The following is an 18,560-nucleotide window of genomic DNA, read 5'->3' on the forward strand; positions in this document are numbered from 1 at the left end:
CTTCCGATCTGCCATTCACGCTCGCTAATTTTGGCGCGCTGGAAGCCGATGGAGGTCAGCTCGACATCACCGGTGAACTGATGACGAACGCCGGCGTGTTGGATGCGATCGGCGGCGGGACACTCGATCTGGCCTCGACGTTTGTCCTCAATCTCCACGGCACAATATCGGATACCGCTGGATCGACTATCGACCTCGCGGATTCCACCATCGGCGGCGCCGTGATCGATATTGCAGGCATCTTCGATGCCAGCGGAATCAGCGCGCTCCGTGGCGTCGCCATCACGAATTGCGGGACGTTCGAGGTCACGAGCGGCACGCTGACGATCGATTCCGCCTCCAGTTTCGCCAATAATGCGGGTGGAACGTTGGAGGTCGATGGCGGCCGGCTCATCATCGACGGCACCCTCTCGGGGACTGCCGAGATCGTCGGCGCCTCGTTCCTCGAATTGGGCGACAGCGCGTCAGGCGCCTATTCCGCCGCCATCGTCAGCTTCGCGGCCGGCTCGACCGGTACCCTCAAGCTGGATGACGCTGAAACGTTCTCCGGCACGATTACCGGTCTCGACGACAACAAGCTCGATCTCGGCGACATTGCCTATGGATTGGATCCGACGTTCGTTTACAGGGGAGACACCTCCGGAGGAACCCTCGAAGTCTTCGTCAAGGGGGTCGACGTCGCGAACATCAAGCTCACCGGCGACTATCTCGGCTCAAGCTGGAGCGCGTCCAGCGATGGCTCGGGCGGCACCGACGTCACCGAAACGCCCGGCGTGCTCAGCGGGCTCAATTCCCACGGCAATGCGGCCGAGAATGTCAAATTGACGGCCTCGATCACGGACGGCGGCCAGCCGGTGACGGGTGCGACGTACGAATTCGAGACTTCGACCGACGGCAAACACTGGACTGCGGTGCAGAACGGCTCGAACGACAGCTATACGCCAAGTGAGAGGGACGAAGGCGAGAAGCTGCAGGTGGTGGTCTCGTACACCGACGGCAACGGCCAGCATGAGACCAGCACGATCTCGGCCGGCACGGTGCAGGAAGACCCGAACGGCCATCCGACGATCCCGGACAGATCGCAGCTGTCCAACAACGGCTCCGCTCGCGGCAATTTCACCAGCTCTGATTTCCATACGACGTTGAGCGGGTCGGGCGAGGCCGGCGTCGTCAACGGCAGCGCCGGGAACGACACCTTCGTCCACGTCGGCGGCGGCGTGACGGTCTTCGGCAATGGCGGCAACGACACCTTCGTTTTCAAACCCAATTTCGACAGCGCCACCATCGGCGATTTCGACGTGCGCCACGATACGATCGACATCGACCACACGCTGTTCGCGAATGTGGCTGCCATCCTGTCCAGTGCCCAGTCGGCCAATTCCGGTCACGACACGATCATCACGGATGCGGCTCACGCCAAGATCATGCTGGCGGGCGTCACCGTCGCGCAGCTCACAGCGCATCCGCACGACTTCCATCTGGTTTAGCCGGTCCTTGGCCGACGTTGCCGCGCGCCAAATTGCAGCGGCGACGCGGTGCCGCGAGGTGCTGTTTTGCCTTGCAAATATCGAGGTACTCCCGGATATGGTAATGCCAGTTCCAGCTTTTCTCGGATCGGCGCGCCAAGTGCGCAACACCAGCAAGTGCGTAACATCCAACCAGCATGAAGCGTCTCAGCACATTGCGACGGTGGTTTGCGCGAAGGTTCGGCTATGCGCGGCTGATCTGCCTCGTGCTGCTGGTCGGTTTCGCCGCACTGCGCATTCTCGATCCGGCTCCGGTCGAAGAACTTCGCGTCCGGACCTTCGACAACTTCCAGGTCATCGCCCCGCGGGTGAAGACGATGAGGCCCGTCACCATCGTCGATATCGACGAACAAAGCCTGGCCAAACTGGGCCAGTGGCCGTGGTCGCGGACGCGGATCGCGGACATGATCGTCAACCTGACCAGGCTCGGCGCCGTCGTGATCGCTTTCGACGTCGTATTCGCCGAGCCTGACAGGCTCAACCCCGACATCGTTGCCGACTCGATGCGATATCTCGATGAGGTAACCCGCGCCAAGTTGCGCGCGCTGCCGAGCAACGATCAAATTCTCGCGGAAGCCATAAAGCGCTCGCGGGTGGTATTAGGCGAAACCGGTCTGTCCAGCGTCGAGGCTGAATTCGACAAAACGCTGCCGCTGACGGGATTTGCGATGCTGGGCGAGGATCCACAGCGCTTCCTGTTCGATTTCCCGGGCCTCTTGCGCAATGTCCATTTCCTCGAAGAGGCGGCCGCAGGGCGTGGCCTGATCACGATCAAGCCCGAGCGCGACGGCATCATCCGGCGGGTTCCAATGATGATGCGGGCCCAGGATGCGACCATGCCATCGCTGAGCTTCGAGATATTGCGGCTGGTGACTGGCACTCCGACCATCATTATCAAATCCGGAAAGGAGGGCATCACGAGCGTGGCCCTCAGAGGACTGGAGCTTCCAACCGATCGTAACGGCCAACTTTGGATCCATTTTGCCCATCAGGATCCCTCGATCTATGTTTCGGCCGCCGACGTGCTCGATGGAAGCGTTCCGTCCGAAAGGATCCAGGGCAAGCTGGTGCTGATCGGGACATCGGCGGTCGGGCTCAACGATATCAAGACGACGCCAGTATCGCCGACGATGCCGGGAGTTGAAGTCCACGCCCAGGTGCTTGAAGCCGCGTTGACCAGATCGCTGCTGTCGCGGCCTTCCTACGGCCTGGTCCTCGAAATCGGCGTTGCGCTGCTGCTCGGAGCCCTGGTGATCATGTTCGCTCCGGGGCTCGGGCCGGTCACGCTGGTTGTGGTCGGCGCGCTGTTCGCATCGGTTCTGATCGGGGTGTCCTGGTATTTCTACACACGACAGCGCCTGCTGATCGATTTTACCTACCCGTTGTTGTCGACCACCGCGATCTATCTGACCCTGATCTTCACCAGCTTCGTCCGCGAGCAGGCGCAACGGCGGCAGATTCGCTCGGCATTCGGTCAATATCTGTCGCCGGCCCTGGTCGCTCAGCTCGCGCAGTCGCCGGAAAAGCTCGTGCTCGGCGGCGAGGAGCGCGAGATGACCATCATGTTCTCCGATGTCCGCGGCTTCACCTCGATCTCGGAGACCTACAAGCACGATCCGCAGGGCCTGACCCGGCTGATGAACCGCTTCCTGACGCCATTGACCAACGCCATCCTGGCGCGCAAGGGCACCATCGACAAATACATGGGCGACGCCATCATGGCGTTCTGGAACGCGCCGCTCGACGACACGGAGCATCAGCTCAACGCCTGCGCGGCCGCGGTCGACATGCTCGATCGGATCGAAGAGGTGAACAAAGAGCGCGAGCTCGAGGCGAAGCAGGGCGGCCACGTCTACCTTCCGCTCAATATCGGCGTCGGCCTTAATACCGGCACCTGCGTGGTCGGCAATATGGGATCCGACCTGCGCTTCGACTATTCGGTGCTTGGCGACAGCGTCAACCTGGCCTCGCGGCTGGAGGGGCAGAGCAAGGAGTACGGCTTTCCGATCATCGTCGGCTCCAGGACCGCCCTCGCGGTCAAGGACAAGTTCGCAATTCTCGAGCTCGACTTCATCATGGTCAAGGGCAAGAAAGAGCCGGAGGTGATCTATGCCATCGCCGGCCGCGAGGACACCGCGCAATCCGAACGTTTCCAGCGGCTGCGCAATCTCACGATCGAAATGCTGGCCTGTTACCGCAATCGCGACTGGGATGGCGCGCTGGCGGCCATCGAACGGGGGCGCCGGACCGATGAGGCGCACGTGCTGGCGTCGCTCTATCGTCTCTACGAGGCGCGCATCCGCGGCTATCAGAGCGATCCGCCGCCGGAGGACTGGAACGGCGCCTATGCGTTGCTGACGAAGTAGGGCGCGACGGCAGAATAGCTGCGCACAATCATTCCACTCCGATGGTGGTCAGGTCCTGGAACCAGTGCTGAGCCTGCACGAATTGCTTGATCCTGGGCGACAGCGCATGCGGATTGGTGTCGTGCACCACCCACACCAGGGCGGCGTCGTCGACGACCAGGGCGTGCGCCTGCGCGATCAGCGCGTCCTGCTTGGCGGGATCAAAGGTCTGCTTGGCCTCGTTGATCAGGGCGTCGACCTTCGGGTTCTTGTAGCCGCCCCAGTTGACGCCCGTCGGCGCGATCTGGTCGGACGCGAAGAAGCGGATGATGGCGTAGAGCGGATCCGAGGTGACATAGGCGATGTTGTTGGCGGTGATGCCGGCATTCATCTCGTCGGCCGCGCCCTTGCGCCAATGCGTGTAGAGCGTCTCTAACTCGACCACCTTGAAGTCGATATCGATGCCGATTTCCTTGAAGCTCTGCTGCAGGAATTCGTTCATCGGCAGCGACAGCATCTGCCCGGTGCCGCCTTGCGCGATGATGAAGGTGGTCTTGAGCGGATGCTCCTTGGAGTAGCCGGCTTCCTCCACCAGCTTCTTGGCCTCCGCCGGATCGTATTTGATGTCGAAGGTCGGCTTGCCGAACCACGGACTCGATGGATCGACCTGGCCCTTGGCCGGTTTGGCGAGACCGTTCATCAGGCCGACCACCGCATCGCGGTCGATCGCCAGATTGAGCGCCTTGCGAAGGCGGATGTCGGTCCAGGGCGATCCCGGCAGCACGCTCAGATGATAGTTCCAGACATGCGGGGTGATGTTGTCGACGATCCGCATGCCCGCTGCTTTCAATTGGGGCACGGCATCGGGCGCCGGCGTCTCGATCAGGTCGACCTGGCCCGCGAGCAGCGCGTTGGTGCGCGCCAGCGCTTCCGGCATCGGGATCAGGATCAGCTTGTCGACTTTTGGAATCCGGTTCTTGTCCCAGTAATCGGCGTTCCTGGTCAGTTCGGCGAGTTCGCGCGGCACCAGTTTGGTCAGCTTGAACGGGCCGGTGCCGGACGGCTGGCTCGCGAACTTGTCCCAATCCCGGCCGAGCTTTTCATATTGCGCTGGGCTCGAAATCAAGAACCACAGCATCTGATAGGGAAAAAAGGAGTCGACGTTCTTGGTCGTGATCTCGACCGTATAATCGTCGATCTTGGCATAGCTCGCGACCGAAGGCAGGCGGGTCTTGACCTGCGCGCTCTGGCGCTTGTCGAATTGCGGCGCCTTGTCGTTCAAGACCTTGTCGAGGTTCCAGATCACCGCATCGGCATTGAAGTCGCTGCCATCGTGGAATTTGACGCCCTTGCGCAAGGTGAAGCGCCACTTCGTCTTGTCGTTGTCATCGACCTTCCATTCGGTCGCAAGTCCCGGCACCAGTTTGCCCGGCCGATCGGCGACGCTCATGTCCCATGAGATCAGGGGATCGTAGATCGTATAGCCGGTGAACTGGTAGGCGCCGGCGCCGCGATCCGGCTGACCCGTGGTCAGCGGGATATCCGCCATCGAGATGCCATAGCGCACCACGGTCTCGGCCTGCGCGGAGGCCGCGGGCAGAACGAGCGCGAGGCAGGCAAGAAGCATCGAAATTCGGAAGCGCATGAAATAGCTCCGGTTGGACGGTGTCTTGATGGACGGTAATTCGAAACCCTTAGAAGCAAGCTTGATGCCAGATTGGGCAACCTGACTGTCATTCCCGGGTGGGCACAAAGAGTTGTGATCGCAAAGGTAAACGATTTCAGCAGGTCATCATTGGCACAGCCGTTGCATACGGCTGCATAAGAATTAGCCAGTGAGGCCGAGAGGAACTTGTGACGATGCGTTTGGAAAGATCCGGAAAGAGCAGCATGCTGCGGGCCGTCGTCGGGTTGCTGCTGATGGCGGCGACAGGTCTGCCGCTTCGCGCCCGTGCCGAAACCGTGTTGCGCATCGGCATGACCGCTGCCGATATTCCGCGCACGGTCGGGCAGCCCGATCAGGGTTTTGAGGGCAACCGCTTCACCGGTCTCACCATGTATGACGCGCTGACGATGTGGGATCTCTCGTCCGCCGACAAGGCGAGTGCGCTGATCCCGGGGCTCGCGACCGAATGGAAGGTCAATGATGACGATCACACGAAATGGCTGTTCAAGCTGCGCGCGAACGTCAGATTTCACGACGGCGCGCCCTTCAACGCCGACGCGGTGGTCTGGAACGTCGACAAGGTCCTGAAGCAGGACGCGCCGCAATTCGACCCGAGCCAGGTGGGCCTGACCGCATCGCGGATGCCGACGCTGATTTCGGCGCGCAAGATCGACGACCTCACCGTGGAACTCACCACAAAAGAGCCGGACAGCTTCCTCCCGTTCAACCTCACCAATTTATTCATGGCGAGTCCTGCGAAGTGGCAGAAGTTCTACGACGCTGCGTCCGGTGCCGATGCCCAGGCGAAATCGCGTGCCGCCTGGGACGCGTTCGCTCGCGACGCTTCCGGAACCGGCCCCTGGAAGATGTCGAGCTTCACGCCGCGCGAGAGGCTCGAACTCGTCAAGAACGAAGATTACTGGGACAAGGCGCGCATTCCCCATGTCGACAGGATGGTGTTGTTGCCGATGCCGGAAGCGAATGCGCGCACCGCCGCATTGCTGTCCGGACAGGTCAACTGGATCGAAGCGCCTGCGCCCGACGCGCTCGCCGAAATCAAGCGACGCGGCTTTGTGCTTTACAGCAATGAGGAGCCCCATGTCTGGCCGTGGCAATTCTCGCGCGCGGAGGGCTCGCCCTGGAACGACATCCGTGTCCGCAAGGCCGCGAATCTCTGTATCGATCGCGAAGGCCTCAAGGACGGCCTGCTTGGCGGTCTGATGGTGCCGGCGACCGGTACTTTCGAGCCAGGCCATCCCTGGCGGGGAAACCCGACCTTCCAGATCAAATACGACAAGCCGGCGGCGCAGAAACTGATGCAGGAAGCAGGCTACGGCCCGAACAAGCATCTTTCGGTCAAGGTCCAGACTTCGGCCTCGGGCTCGGGTCAGATGATGCCGTTGCCGATGAACGAATATCTGCAGCAGGCGCTCGCCGAATGTTATTTCGACGTGCAGCTCGATGTCATCGAGTGGAACACGCTGCTCAACAACTGGCGGCGTGGCGCGAAGGATCCTTCCGCCAACGGGTCCAATGCGGTCAATGTGACCTATGCGGCGATGGATCCGTTCTTCGCGCTGGTGCGTTTCCTGCAATCCTCGATGGCGCCTCCGGTCTCGAACAATTGGGGCTACATCAACAATCCGAAGTTCGATGCGCTGGTCACCAAGGCACGGCAGACCTTCGATCCGGCCGCTCGAGACGCGGTGCTGGCCGAACTGCACGCGGCTTCGGTCGACGACGCGGCATTCCTCTACGTCGCCCACGACGTGGCGCCGCGCGCCATGAGTCCGAAGATCCACGGCTTCGTGCAGCCGAAGAGCTGGTTCGTGGATTTCTCGTCGATCACGATGACGCCCTAGCGCTCGCTGGCGTACGACGGCGTCTTGACGGTTTCACCGTCATCTGAATGTCCCGGCGATCAACGCCTCGACCGGAAACAGATGTTGATGCCCGGACACGACCGGGCGTGACGAAATAAGAGGCAGTTGCAGCTCGTGAACAAGTCTGGGACTGCCGATTGAACGAAGGTGATCCGTGCTCGCTTACGTTGCCAGGCGCTTGATCTATGTGATCCCGATCATCCTCAGCGTGGCGCTGGTGTGCTTCCTGCTGGTGCACATCACGCCCGGCGATCCCTTGGCTGCGGTGCTGCCGGCGGACGCATCCCAGGAGCTCGCGGCCCAACTGCGCACCATCTATGGTTTCGACCGGCCGCTGCCGGTGCAGTTCGGCCTGTGGCTGTGGCGCGCGATCCATGGCGATCTCGGCAATTCGATCGCGACCGGACGACCGGTGCTGTCCGAAGTCCTGCGCGCGGTCGGCAACACCGTGACGCTGGCGATTGCGGCGGCCAGCATCGGCTTTTCCTTCGGCCTGCTGTTCGGCCTGATCGCCGGCTATTTTCGCGACACCTGGGTCGACAAGCTTGCGACCTCGATCGCGATTGCCGGCGTCTCCGTGCCGCACTACTGGCTCGGCATGGTGCTCGTCATCATCTTCTCGGTGGAATTGAACTGGCTGCCCGCGGTCGGCGCCGGCCCAGGCGGCTCCAGCGCCTGGGACTGGGACTGGCAGCATCTGCGCTATCTGATCCTGCCGGCGATCACCACCTCGGTAATTCCGATGGGCATCGTCACTCGCACCGTGCGGGCGCTGACCGGCGATATCCTGAGCCAGGATTTTGTCGAGGCGCTGCGCGCCAAGGGCCTGCGTGAAACCCTGGTGTTCCGCCACGTCGTCAAGAATGCGGCGCCGACCGCGCTTGCGGTGATGGGGCTGCAGCTCGGCTATATGCTTGGCGGCTCGATCCTGATCGAGACCGTGTTCTCGTGGCCGGGATCGGGACTGCTGCTCAATTCCGCGATCTTCCAGCGCGACCTGCCGCTGCTGCAGGGCACGATCCTGGTGCTGGCGCTGTTTTTCGTGATCCTCAATCTCCTGGTCGACATCGCGCAGGCCGCGATCGATCCGCGCATCAAGCGAGGCTAGACGCGTGAGTATCACCCCGATCGGCGCGATCTCCGAACCGGCGCTGCAGGCGGCGCCGGCGGCGAACGCGCGCGGCTATTGGGCGACCGTCGGCCGCCGCATCCTGCGCGACAGGGTCACCATGGCCTGCGTACTGGTCCTCATCGCCATCTTCCTGTCGGCTCTGGTCGCGCCATGGCTCGGCCTGGCCGATCCCTATCAGGGCTCGATGATCCGGCGCCTGCGCCATATCGGCACATCAGGCTATCCGCTCGGCACCGACGAACTCGGCCGCGACATGCTGGCGCGGTTGATCTATGGCGGCCGATTGTCCTTGACCATCGGCATTTTGCCGGTGCTGCTCGCTTTCGCCATCGGCAGCTCGCTCGGCGTGGTCGCGGGCTATGTCGGCGGCAAGGTCAATACCGCGATCATGCGGACGGTCGACGTGTTCTACGCCTTTCCGTCGGTGCTGCTTGCGATAGCGATTTCCGGGGCGCTCGGCGCCGGCATCATCAACTCCATCGTTTCGCTGACCATCATCTTCGTGCCGCAGATCACCCGCGTCGCCGAAAGCGTTACCACTGGCGTGCGCAACATGGATTTCGTCGAAGCCGCCCGCGCCTCCGGCGCCGGGCCCTTCACCATCATGCGCGTGCATATTCTGGGCAATGTGCTGGGCCCGATCTTCGTCTACGCCACCGGCCTGATTTCGGTGTCGATGATTCTCGCGGCCGGATTGTCCTTCCTCGGGCTAGGCACCAAACCGCCGGAGCCGGAATGGGGCCTGATGCTGAACACGCTGCGCACCGCGATCTACGTCAATCCCTGGGTCGCGGCGCTGCCCGGCGCCATGATCTTCGCGGTGTCGATCGGCTTCAACCTCTTGAGCGACGGCCTGCGCAGCGCGATGGATATCCGGAACTGATGCCGATGAAAGCGATGACTGCCGTGGTGGAGAAGCTCGAACCGGTCGAGGATCGCGGCGGCGTGGCGCAGCCGCTGCTTCAGGTGACCGGGCTGACCAAGCATTTCCCGGTGCGCGGCGGTGCGTTCGGCGCACGCAAGACCGTGCGCGCGGTCGATGATGTGTCGTTTGCGATCCTGAAGGGCGAGACCGTCGGGATTGTCGGCGAGTCCGGCTGCGGCAAGTCGACCACGGCGCGGCTGCTGATGCATCTGATGGCGCGCGATGCCGGTGACATCGTCTATGACGGCATGCAGGTCGGCGAGGCGCTGTCGTTGCGCGAGTTGCGGCGCGGCATGCAGATGGTGTTCCAGGACAGTTACGCCTCGCTCAATCCGCGCCTCACGGTGGAGGAATCCATCGCCTTCGGGCCGAAAGTGCATGGCATGGCGGATTCGCGCGCCCGCGCACTGGCGCGGGAGCTGCTCGGCAAGGTCGGCTTGCGCCCGGAGACTTTCGCCGATCGCTACCCGCATGAAATCTCCGGCGGCCAGCGCCAGCGTGTCAACATCGCGCGCGCGCTGGCGCTGTCGCCGCGGCTCGTGATCCTCGACGAGGCGGTTTCCGCACTGGATAAATCGGTCGAGGCCCAGGTGCTCAATCTGCTGAGCGACCTCAAGCGCGAGTTTGGCCTGACCTATCTCTTCATCAGCCACGACCTCAACGTGGTGCGCTACATCTCGGACCGCGTGCTGGTGATGTATCTAGGCGAGGTCGTGGAACTCGGTCCGGTGGACGAGGTGTGGGACGCTCCGGCGCATCCCTATACGCGGGCGTTGCTCGCCGCGATGCCGTCGTCCGATCCCGACAACCGTACCCAAACGCCGCCGATCTCTGGCGATCCGCCCAACCCGATCGATCCGCCGTCCGGCTGCCGGTTTCACACGCGCTGTTCTTTCGCGGAGCCGCTCTGCGCAAAAGCTACTCCCAAACTCACCGCGCTCGGTACAATGGGTCATCAGGCCGCGTGCTATATGGCGATTCCGGGCTCAGGCCATAGCCGGGCGCCGGCGGCGCAATGACCGGCGAAATGAGAGGCTCATGACAAAACCCAGCGCAAAAGAAATCAAGGCGATCGCCGAGACCGCGGGCGTGACCATCGACGCGGAGATCGCCGCGCGCGTCGCGGGCTCCATCGGGCCCGCCTTCGAGGGCTTTGCGCCGATTGCCGGCACGCTGCCGTTCGACCTGGAGCCGGCGAGCTTCCTGCTGGCGCAAACCATGAAGGTCTCGAAATGAGCAGCACCGAACCGGCCTTGATGACCTTGACCGCGGTCGCTCAGGCGATCGCGGAGAAGCGGCTGTCCTCCCACGAAGCGACCCGGTCGTGCCTGCATCGCATCGCGCAGTGGCAGCCGAAACTGAATGCCTTCATGACCATCGAAGCGGAGGCCGCGCTGAAAGCGGCCGGGGCAGCCGACGCGGCGCTTGCCAGGGGCGAAGATCGCGGAGCCCTGCACGGCGTGCCGCTGGCGCACAAGGACATGTATTACGACGCGGGCAAGGTCGTGACCTGCGGTTCCCGGATCCGGCGCGATTTCGTCCCCGCCACTACTTCGACCGCGCTGCAGCGCCTGAAGGATGCGGGCTCGATCCGTCTTGGCGCGCTTCAGATGGTGGAGTTCGCCTATGGGCCGACCGGCCACAACAGCCACTATGGCGCGGTCCACAATCCCTGGCATGTCGATCACATCACCGGCGGCTCGTCGTCGGGCTCGGGCGCGGCGGTCGCGGCACGCCTGACCTTCGCGGCGCTCGGCTCGGATACCGGCGGCTCGATCCGGATGCCCGCGCATTTCTGCGGCGTCACCGGCTTGAAGACGACCTATGGCCGCGTCAGCCGCGCCGGCGCGATGCCGCTGTCGCAATCGCTCGACACCGTGGGACCATTGGCGCGCACCGCCGAGGATTGCGCGCTGCTGCTTGGCCTGATGGCGGGCTCGGATCCCGAAGATCTCACGGCGAGCCACGCTCCGGTTGGTGATTACGTCGCCGCGACTGCGGCCTCGATCAAGGGCCTCAAGATCGGCGTGCCCACCTCGTTCTATGTCGAGGATCTCGATTCCGAGGTGGCCCGCATTCTCGACGACACCATCGCGGTGCTGAAGCGCGAGGGCGCCGATATCGTTCGCATCGAATTGCCCGATCAGCGTCAGCTGTCCGCCGCCTGCCAGCTCGTCCTCGCGGTCGAGGCGGCCGCCTTTCACAAGCGCTGGCTGATCGAGCGGCCGCAGGATTACGGCCCACAGGTGCTGATGCGGCTGCAGAACGGGCTCGCAATCCCCGGCGTGACCTATCTGGAGGCGTTGCGCTGGCGTGGGCCTGCGCTCGCTGGGCATGTCGCGGCAACCAGCGGCGTCGATGCCGTGCTGGCGCCGGTCGCGCCGGTCGCTGCTCCAACGCTCGCCGAGAGCGATGTCGGCAATGGTCCCGGCGCCGAAGCGGTGATCCAGCGCCTGACCCGGTTCACCCGTCCGATCAACTATCTCGGGCTGCCGTCGCTGGCGGTACCTGCGGGCTTCACCAGGGCCGGCCTTCCCGTCGGCATGCAGCTGATCGGCCGCTCCTTTGACGAATCGACCCTGCTCACGATCGGCGCCGCGTTCCAGCGCGCCACCGACTTCCACGACAAGGTCCCAGAGCCGGCATGAACCCTCTCGTCGAGATCTCCGGCCTCAACATTCGCTTCACCGGCGAGCGCACGGTCTATGCCGTGAACGATCTCAGCCTCTCACTGGCCGATGGCGAAGTGCTTGGCCTGCTTGGCGAGTCCGGGTCCGGCAAGAGCGTCACCTTGCGGGCCTTGATGCGGCTGTTGCCGAAGAAGCGCACGCTGATCTCGGGTAGCGTCAAGGTCCTGGGGCGCGACGTGCTGGCGCTGACGGAGGAGGAACTGTCGGCGTTCCGGGGCCGCACCGTCTCGATGATTTTCCAGGAGCCGGCGCTCGCGCTCGATCCGGTCTACAGCATCGGCCGGCAGATCGCGGAAACCGTGATGCGCCACGAAGGCAAGAGCCATTCCGAGGCGCGTGTGCGGGCGCTCGAAATGCTCGATGTGGTGCGCATTCCGTCGGCCAAGCGGCGGCTCGACGCCTATCCGCATGAGATGTCCGGCGGCATGCGGCAGCGCGCCATGATCGCGTTGGCGCTCGCCTGCAAGCCGAAGATCCTGCTCGCGGACGAACCGACGACGGCGCTCGATGCCACCGTGCAGATCCAGATCCTGCTGTTGCTCCGTGAGCTGCAGCGCGAATTCGGCATGTCCGTCATCTTCGTCACCCACGATATCGGGGTCGCGATCGAAATCTGCGACCGGATCGCGGTGATGTATGCCGGCCAGATCGTCGAGCAGGGCACGCTTCGCGACGTGGTGCGCGCGCCGCTTCATCCTTACGCACGCGGTCTGCTCGCCTCCACCGTCCACGGCGCCAAACGCGGGCAGCGGCTCGAGACGATCGCGGGGACGCCGCCCTCGCTCGACAAGGCGCCGCACGACTGCTCGTTCGCACCGCGTTGCGCGTTCGCCGAAGCGCGCTGCGTCGAGGCCGTGCCGCCCAACGTCCAGGTCGGGCCGGCGCGTCTCGCGCGATGCATCCTCGCCGAACGCGCCGAGACTGCGCATGCGCCGACTGTGGTCGCGCCGTAACAGGCCGGCGTCGAATCCCGGGATCGAGGGGTTTCTGGTCGTCAGCTTCAGCCTTTGTGGCTAGGGTTCCGCCCATTGCGCAATGATTGCGCGTGTGGACGCCGGGGAAGATTTCATGCAGCTATCCAATCAAGGTATTCTGGTCGTTCTTTTCGTTGGTCTGGTTGCGGGCTGGCTCGCCGGCAAGATCGTCCAGGGCACCGGCTTTGGCATTCTCGGCGACATCCTGGTCGGGATCGCCGGGGCGCTGATCTCCAGCCTGCTGTTTCCAAGATTGGGCTTTCATCTCGGCACCGGCCTCGTTTCCGAGATTGTCTATTCCGCGATCGGCGCCGTCATTCTGCTGCTGGTCGTCCGGCTGGTCCGGACTGGCGGCCGGCTCTGACCGCGGCCTGCCGCGATATTCTGAAGGTTGAAAAGGGGGCTCCGCTGGTTGGCCCCCTTTGGCCATTTGGCAACTCCGTTTAGGTTAATCGGATACCATTGCACGATGGGGCTCGGAATAGGTAATATGCGACGTTGCATGTCTTTGAAATTTCCTGATGAATCGGGGGCATCGCCCCTTCTTTGAAGAGATTTGGAATTGATGGCAGTCGCGCCAATTGTCCGGCGTTCCGAACTGGGTGAAGCACTCGGCGCATGCCGCAGCGCCTTCATCGGTGTCGGCGTCATGAGCTGCATCATCAATCTGCTCTATTTGACCGGCTCGATGTTCATGCTCGAGGTCTATGATCGGGTGCTGCCGAGCCGCAGCGTGCCGACCCTGATCGGTCTGATCGTGCTTGCCGCCGGACTCTACATGGCCCAGGGCGTGCTCGACGTGATCCGCAGCCGCATCCTCGGCCGGGTCGGGACCGCGCTCGACGAGGCCCTCAATGCGCGGGTTTTCGACACCATCGTGCGGCTGCCCTTGATGATCGGCGGGCGCAACGAGGGGCTGCAGCCGTTGCGCGATCTCGACAATGTCCGTTCGTTTCTCGGCGGCATGGGACCGAGCGCATTCTTCGACCTGCCGTGGCTGCCGTTTTATCTGGCGATCTGTTTCGCCTTCCATGTGCTGATCGGTGTCACCGCGCTGGCCGGCGCCATCATCCTGGTGAGCCTGACGCTGATCACCGAATACATGTCGCGGCAGCCGGCGCGCCAGGCGATCGGACTCGCCTCGCGCCGCAACGATCTCGCCGCGGCCAGCCGGCGCAACGCCGAAGTACTGGTTGCGATGGGGATGTCGGGCCGGCTGACCAAACGCTGGAGCGACGCCAACGAGAAATATCTCGCCGGCAACCAGCGTGCTAGCGACGTCGCCGGCGGTCTCGGCGCGATCGCAAAAGTCCTGCGCATGATGCTGCAGTCGGCGGTGCTCGGCGTCGGCGCCTACCTCGTGATCCACCAGGAGGCGACCGCCGGCATCATCATCGCCGGTTCGATCCTGAGCGCTCGGGCGCTGGCGCCGGTCGATCTCGCGATCGCGCACTGGAAGAGCTTTGTCGCTGCGCGGCAGAGCTGGCATCGCCTCAACCGGCTCCTGGAACAGATGCCGGTGAAGGCCACGCCGACCCTGCTGCAGAGTCCGTCGAGCCAGCTGTCGGTCGAGGGCCTCGCCATCGTGGCGCCGGGCGACCAGAAGGTCATCGTGCAGGACGTGACGTTCGCGCTCTCCGCCGGCAGCGGCCTGGGCGTCATCGGGCCGAGCGGATCAGGCAAGTCCTCGCTGGTGCGGGCGCTGGTCGGCGTCTGGCAGCCGGTCCGCGGCAAGGTACGGCTCGATGGCGCGGCGCTCGATCAATGGTCGTCGGACCTGCTCGGCCGTCATGTCGGCTATCTGCCGCAGGATGTCGAATTGTTCGCCGGCACGGTCGCGCAGAACGTCAGTCGGTTCGATCCGGAGGCCAAGCCCGACGGCATCATCGCCGCAGCCAAGGAAGCCGGCGTCCATGACATGATCGTCAAGATGCGCGACGGCTATAACACCGAAGTCGGCGAACAGGGCACCGCGCTGTCGGCGGGGCAGGCGCAACGCCTGGCGTTGGCGCGCGCGCTCTATGGCGATCCGTTCCTGATCGTGCTCGACGAGCCCAATTCCAATCTCGACACCGAGGGTGACGAGGCCCTGACGCGCGCGGTGCGCGGCGCGCGCGAGCGCGGCGCCATCGTCGTGGTGGTCGCGCACCGGCCGATCGGGATCGAGGGGGTCGACCAGATCCTGGTGCTGAAGGACGGCCGCATGCAGGCGTTCGGGCCCAAGGAAACCGTGCTGGCGCAGGTGCTGCAGCCGCGGGTTACCGCGCCCGCGCCGATCAAGATCGTCTCGGACTCGGGAGTTGCCAAGTCATGAACCTCACCATGAACATGGCCGCGCGCTACCTCCTGGATCAGGTCAAGAGCCGGATAGGTCGGTTCAAGAGCCTGCTGCTGAGCGGCAGCGACCTGCGGGGCGCGCGGCGCTCGATCCGGCTGCATTTGATCATCGGTCTGGCCATGGTCATCGTTCTTGCCGGCGGCTTCGGCGGCTGGGCCTCGACCATGGAGATCTCGGGCGCGCTGATCGCGCCGGGACAGATCGTCGTCGAATCCAGTGTCAAGAAGGTGCAGCATCCGACCGGCGGCGTGGTCGGCGAACTGCTCGCGCGCGATGGCGACGTGGTCAAGGCCGGCGACGTCGTGGTGCGGCTCGACGACACCGTCACCAAGGCCAATCTGGCGATCGTCACCAAGACTCTCGACGCCTCGATGGCGCGCGCCGCGCGGCTGGAGGCGGAGCAGCGCGGCCTCGACAAGATCAGGTTTTCGCCGCAGCTCACGTCCCGCGCCAGCGATCCCGACGTTGCCGGCCTGATGGCGAGCGAGACCAAGCTGTTCGAGGTCCGCGTCAACGGCCGGACGGGGCAGAAGGCGCAGATGCGCGAGCGCATCACCCAGTTGAAGGAGGAAATCGACGGGCTTACGGCGCAGCAGAATGCCAAGGACCAGGAGATCGCTCTGGTGGAAAAGGAGCTGGCCGGCGTCCGCCAGCTCTACGACCAGCATCTGGTGCAGATCTCGCGCCTGACCACGCTGGAGCGCGACGCTGCTCGCCTCAACGGCGAGCGCGCGCAATATGTCGCCTCCAGGGCCCAGGCCAAGGGCAAGATCACCGAGACCGAGCTGCAGATCATCCAGGTCGACAAGGACATGGTCAGCGAAGTCTCCAAGGATCTGCGCGAGACCAACGACAAGATCGGCGAGTTGATCGAGCGCAAGGTCACCGCCGAGGATCAGTTGCGGCGGGTCGACATCCGCGCGCCGCAAAACGGCGTCGTGGAGCAGTCCACGGTGCATACGGTGGGCGGGGTGATCAATGCCGGCGACGCCATCATGCTGATCGTGCCGCAGAGCGATGATCTGCAGGTCGAGGCCAAGGTCAACCCGCAGGATATCGACAAGCTGCAGGTCGGCCAGAAGACGCTGTTGCGGCTATCCGCCTTCAACCAGCGCACCACGCCGGAACTGAACGGCGTCGTCAGTCGCGTTTCGCCCGACGTCACCACCGACCAGCGCACCGGGCAGAGCTATTACACGATTCGCGTCTCGATGCCGCGAACCGAAATCGCTCGCCTCGGTCACGTCAAGCTGATCCCGGGCATGCCGGCGGAAGCCTTCGTGCAGACCGGCGAGCGCACCGTGCTGTCCTACCTGATGAAGCCGCTGAACGACCAGTTGATGCGCGCGTTCCGCGAGAAGTGATGGTCGTCTGCGCTGTCTTTCGCAGGATATGCACGAAGCGACCGATCGCAGCAGGCCCAGGATGTCGCGATTCCTCCGAGCCATCCACAGCGTCGTCCCGCGGAGGCGGAGCCCATAACCACAGGCCCTTGTCGCTGCGACGGTGAGGCCGCTCAGTGCTTCGCAATGCCCTGTGGTTATGGGCCCGGCTCAACGCCGGGGCGGCGGTTGGTGGTCTTGTTATTGCAAATTCCGCAGCAGCAGATTGAGAGCGGTTCTGGCGAACACCTGCATGTTGGCGAGGCGGTCGGCGCTGCCGGTCTCCAGCGTGATCGCGATCGTCTCGCTCCCCGCGAGCGCCATGCAGCTATGGCCGGGTGCGTCGCCATAACGGTTGCCGGTCGGTCCGGTGGCGCCGGTCTCCGACAGGCCCCAAGTGCTGGCAAAACGGCCGCGTATTTGCGTCGCCAGCAGCTTCGCATAAGGCTCCGACGCCGAACGGATTCCCTTCATCGCATCATCGGGGATCTCCATCAGCATGCGGCGCGCATCTCGCGTATAGACCACCGCCGAGCCAAGAAAATACGCTGACGCACCGGGAACCGCGAGCAGCGCTGCGGAGATCAGGCCGCCGGTCGAGGACTCGGCGACCGCGATGGTCTGCTTTCGCTCGATCAGTTTGGGGGCGATCTGCGCGGCGACGGCGACAAGCTCTTGCATTCTGTTCAGCTCCGGCGGAGGAATTGCCCGATCACTGGCCTCTTGACCTCAGGTTTGTTGACTTCCCGCTTGATCCACGCCGGCGCTGGCTTGCCTGTGTCGGGCTTGCCGCCCGGCGACTTCTCGGCCAGCGAGCGATAGACCACGCGGACAAAGTTCCGGCTGGCCTGTTCGCTCGTCGCCCATTTGACATCGAGATCGTCGAACGGCTTCAGCGCCAGCACCTCGTCCTCGGTTTTGCCTTCCTGAACCAGCGCCGCCATGCGATCGCGCGCGACGCCGAGCATGGTGCGGAAGTCCAATAGCGCCGCCTTGTCGGCGATCGGTCCGTGGCCCGGCACGATCCGGCTGTTGGTGTCGGTCAGCTTGAGATAGGTGTCGGCCGCCGCGATCATGCCGTCGATATTGCCGCCATTGGCGAAATCGATATCGGGATAGCGGTCGTTGGTGAAGGTGTCGCCGGTCGCGAGCACATCTGCGGTCTTGAACCAGACAAAGGTGTCGCCGTCGGTATAGGCATTGGCGATGTGGGTGAGGTCGGCGATGCAGCCGTCGAGCTTGATCCGCAACGAGCCGGTGTAGGTTTGTGCCGGCAGCGCGTGCGCCGGCGCCGGCGGCGTCCTGATGCCGGTCAGCCCGTCGGTGCTGCCGGCTGCGAGCCGCTTCTTCGCGTTGACCTCAGAGACGACGATCGCGCCGTCCCTGGCGAAGCGTTCGTTGCCGCCGCTGTGATCTCCGTGGAAGTGGGTGTCGATCAGGTATTTGATCGGTCGTTGCGAGAATGACGAAATGGCGGCCTTGATCTTGTCGTGGAGCGGCGCGAATTCGGCGTCGACCATGATGATGCCATCCTTGGCGACCGCCACGGTGATGTTGCCGCCCTGGCCTTCGAGCATATACAGGCCGTCGCCAAGCTTGGTGGTCCTGATCTCGACATCGGAAAAGCCCAGCGGCGGCGGGTCTGTCAATGGCAGCTGCTGTTGGGCGTGTGCAGTCGCGGGCAGCAGTGCCCCGGCTA

At 63.9% G+C, this 18,560-nt stretch carries 14 protein-coding genes and 1 pseudogene; 12 read left to right on the forward strand and 3 right to left on the reverse strand.

Going from position 1 to position 18,560, the window contains the following annotated elements; genetic code table 11:
* Positions 1-1,487: pseudogene (locus WCB02_RS11875) on the forward strand (hypothetical protein); the annotation flags it as partial.
* Positions 1,488-1,663: 176 nt separating this feature from the next.
* On the forward strand, positions 1,664-3,892 hold the full coding sequence (locus tag WCB02_RS11880) for a CHASE2 domain-containing protein (RefSeq protein ID WP_423958377.1): 2,229 nt from the start codon (positions 1,664-1,666) through the stop codon (positions 3,890-3,892).
* Between the two features lie 28 nt (positions 3,893-3,920).
* Here WCB02_RS11880 and WCB02_RS11885 read toward each other — a convergent pair whose 3' ends face one another.
* Positions 3,921-5,516 (reverse strand): ABC transporter substrate-binding protein, encoded by a 1,596-nt coding sequence (locus WCB02_RS11885; RefSeq protein WP_423958378.1) that lies wholly within the window; start codon positions 5,514-5,516, stop codon positions 3,921-3,923.
* A 245-nt stretch (positions 5,517-5,761) separates the two neighbouring features.
* On the opposite strand from WCB02_RS11885, the gene WCB02_RS11890 reads away from it, so the two are divergent.
* The 10 genes from WCB02_RS11890 (at position 5,762) to WCB02_RS11935 (ending at position 16,843) form a co-directional block, all read left to right on the forward strand.
* On the forward strand, positions 5,762-7,399 hold the full coding sequence (locus tag WCB02_RS11890; protein ID WP_423958380.1) for an ABC transporter substrate-binding protein: 1,638 nt from the start codon (positions 5,762-5,764) through the stop codon (positions 7,397-7,399).
* A gap of 175 nt (positions 7,400-7,574) precedes the next feature.
* Complete coding sequence (locus tag WCB02_RS11895) at positions 7,575-8,528, forward strand: ABC transporter permease (RefSeq protein ID WP_423958381.1); 954 nt, start codon at positions 7,575-7,577, stop codon at positions 8,526-8,528.
* Between the two features lie 28 nt (positions 8,529-8,556).
* On the forward strand, positions 8,557-9,435 hold the full coding sequence (locus tag WCB02_RS11900) for an ABC transporter permease (protein WP_423958398.1): 879 nt from the start codon (positions 8,557-8,559) through the stop codon (positions 9,433-9,435).
* A 5-nt stretch (positions 9,436-9,440) separates the two neighbouring features.
* The gene (locus tag WCB02_RS11905; RefSeq protein WP_423958383.1) at positions 9,441-10,496 is read left to right on the forward strand and encodes an ABC transporter ATP-binding protein; all 1,056 of its coding nucleotides are present in this window, start codon (positions 9,441-9,443) and stop codon (positions 10,494-10,496) included.
* Positions 10,497-10,515: 19 nt separating this feature from the next.
* Positions 10,516-10,713, forward strand: a complete 198-nt coding sequence (locus tag WCB02_RS11910) for a hypothetical protein (RefSeq protein WP_423958385.1) — start codon at positions 10,516-10,518, stop codon at positions 10,711-10,713.
* A complete protein-coding gene (locus WCB02_RS11915) occupies positions 10,710-12,125 on the forward strand; it encodes an amidase (RefSeq protein ID WP_423958386.1) in 1,416 nt (471 codons plus the stop codon). Before WCB02_RS11910 ends, WCB02_RS11915 begins: the two co-directional genes overlap by 4 nt.
* Positions 12,122-13,120, forward strand: a complete 999-nt coding sequence (locus WCB02_RS11920) for an ABC transporter ATP-binding protein (RefSeq protein WP_423958387.1) — start codon at positions 12,122-12,124, stop codon at positions 13,118-13,120. The genes WCB02_RS11915 and WCB02_RS11920 overlap by 4 nt, the downstream gene beginning before the upstream one ends.
* A 115-nt stretch (positions 13,121-13,235) precedes the next feature.
* Positions 13,236-13,505 (forward strand): GlsB/YeaQ/YmgE family stress response membrane protein, encoded by a 270-nt coding sequence (locus WCB02_RS11925; protein ID WP_423958389.1) that lies wholly within the window; start codon positions 13,236-13,238, stop codon positions 13,503-13,505.
* Positions 13,506-13,706: 201 nt separating this feature from the next.
* Positions 13,707-15,455 carry a type I secretion system permease/ATPase gene (locus tag WCB02_RS11930; RefSeq protein WP_423958391.1) on the forward strand — a complete coding sequence of 583 codons (1,749 nt, stop codon included), beginning with the start codon at positions 13,707-13,709 and terminating at the stop codon, positions 15,453-15,455.
* Positions 15,452-16,843 (forward strand): HlyD family type I secretion periplasmic adaptor subunit, encoded by a 1,392-nt coding sequence (locus tag WCB02_RS11935; RefSeq protein WP_423958393.1) that lies wholly within the window; start codon positions 15,452-15,454, stop codon positions 16,841-16,843. The genes WCB02_RS11930 and WCB02_RS11935 overlap by 4 nt, the downstream gene beginning before the upstream one ends.
* Positions 16,844-17,062: 219 nt before the next feature.
* Here WCB02_RS11935 and WCB02_RS11940 read toward each other — a convergent pair whose 3' ends face one another.
* Together WCB02_RS11940 and WCB02_RS11945 are read right to left on the reverse strand one after the other, a co-directional pair.
* Positions 17,063-17,542: a CinA family protein gene (locus WCB02_RS11940; protein ID WP_423958394.1), complete on the reverse strand. Its 480-nt coding sequence runs from the start codon at positions 17,540-17,542 to the stop codon at positions 17,063-17,065.
* Positions 17,543-17,547: 5 nt separating this feature from the next.
* Positions 17,548-18,560 (reverse strand): MBL fold metallo-hydrolase (locus WCB02_RS11945; RefSeq protein ID WP_423958396.1); only part of this gene is annotated, 1,013 nt, incomplete at its 5' end.

This window comes from Bradyrhizobium sp., from assembly GCF_049581145.1.
Classification (GTDB): Bacteria; Pseudomonadota; Alphaproteobacteria; order Rhizobiales; family Xanthobacteraceae; genus Bradyrhizobium.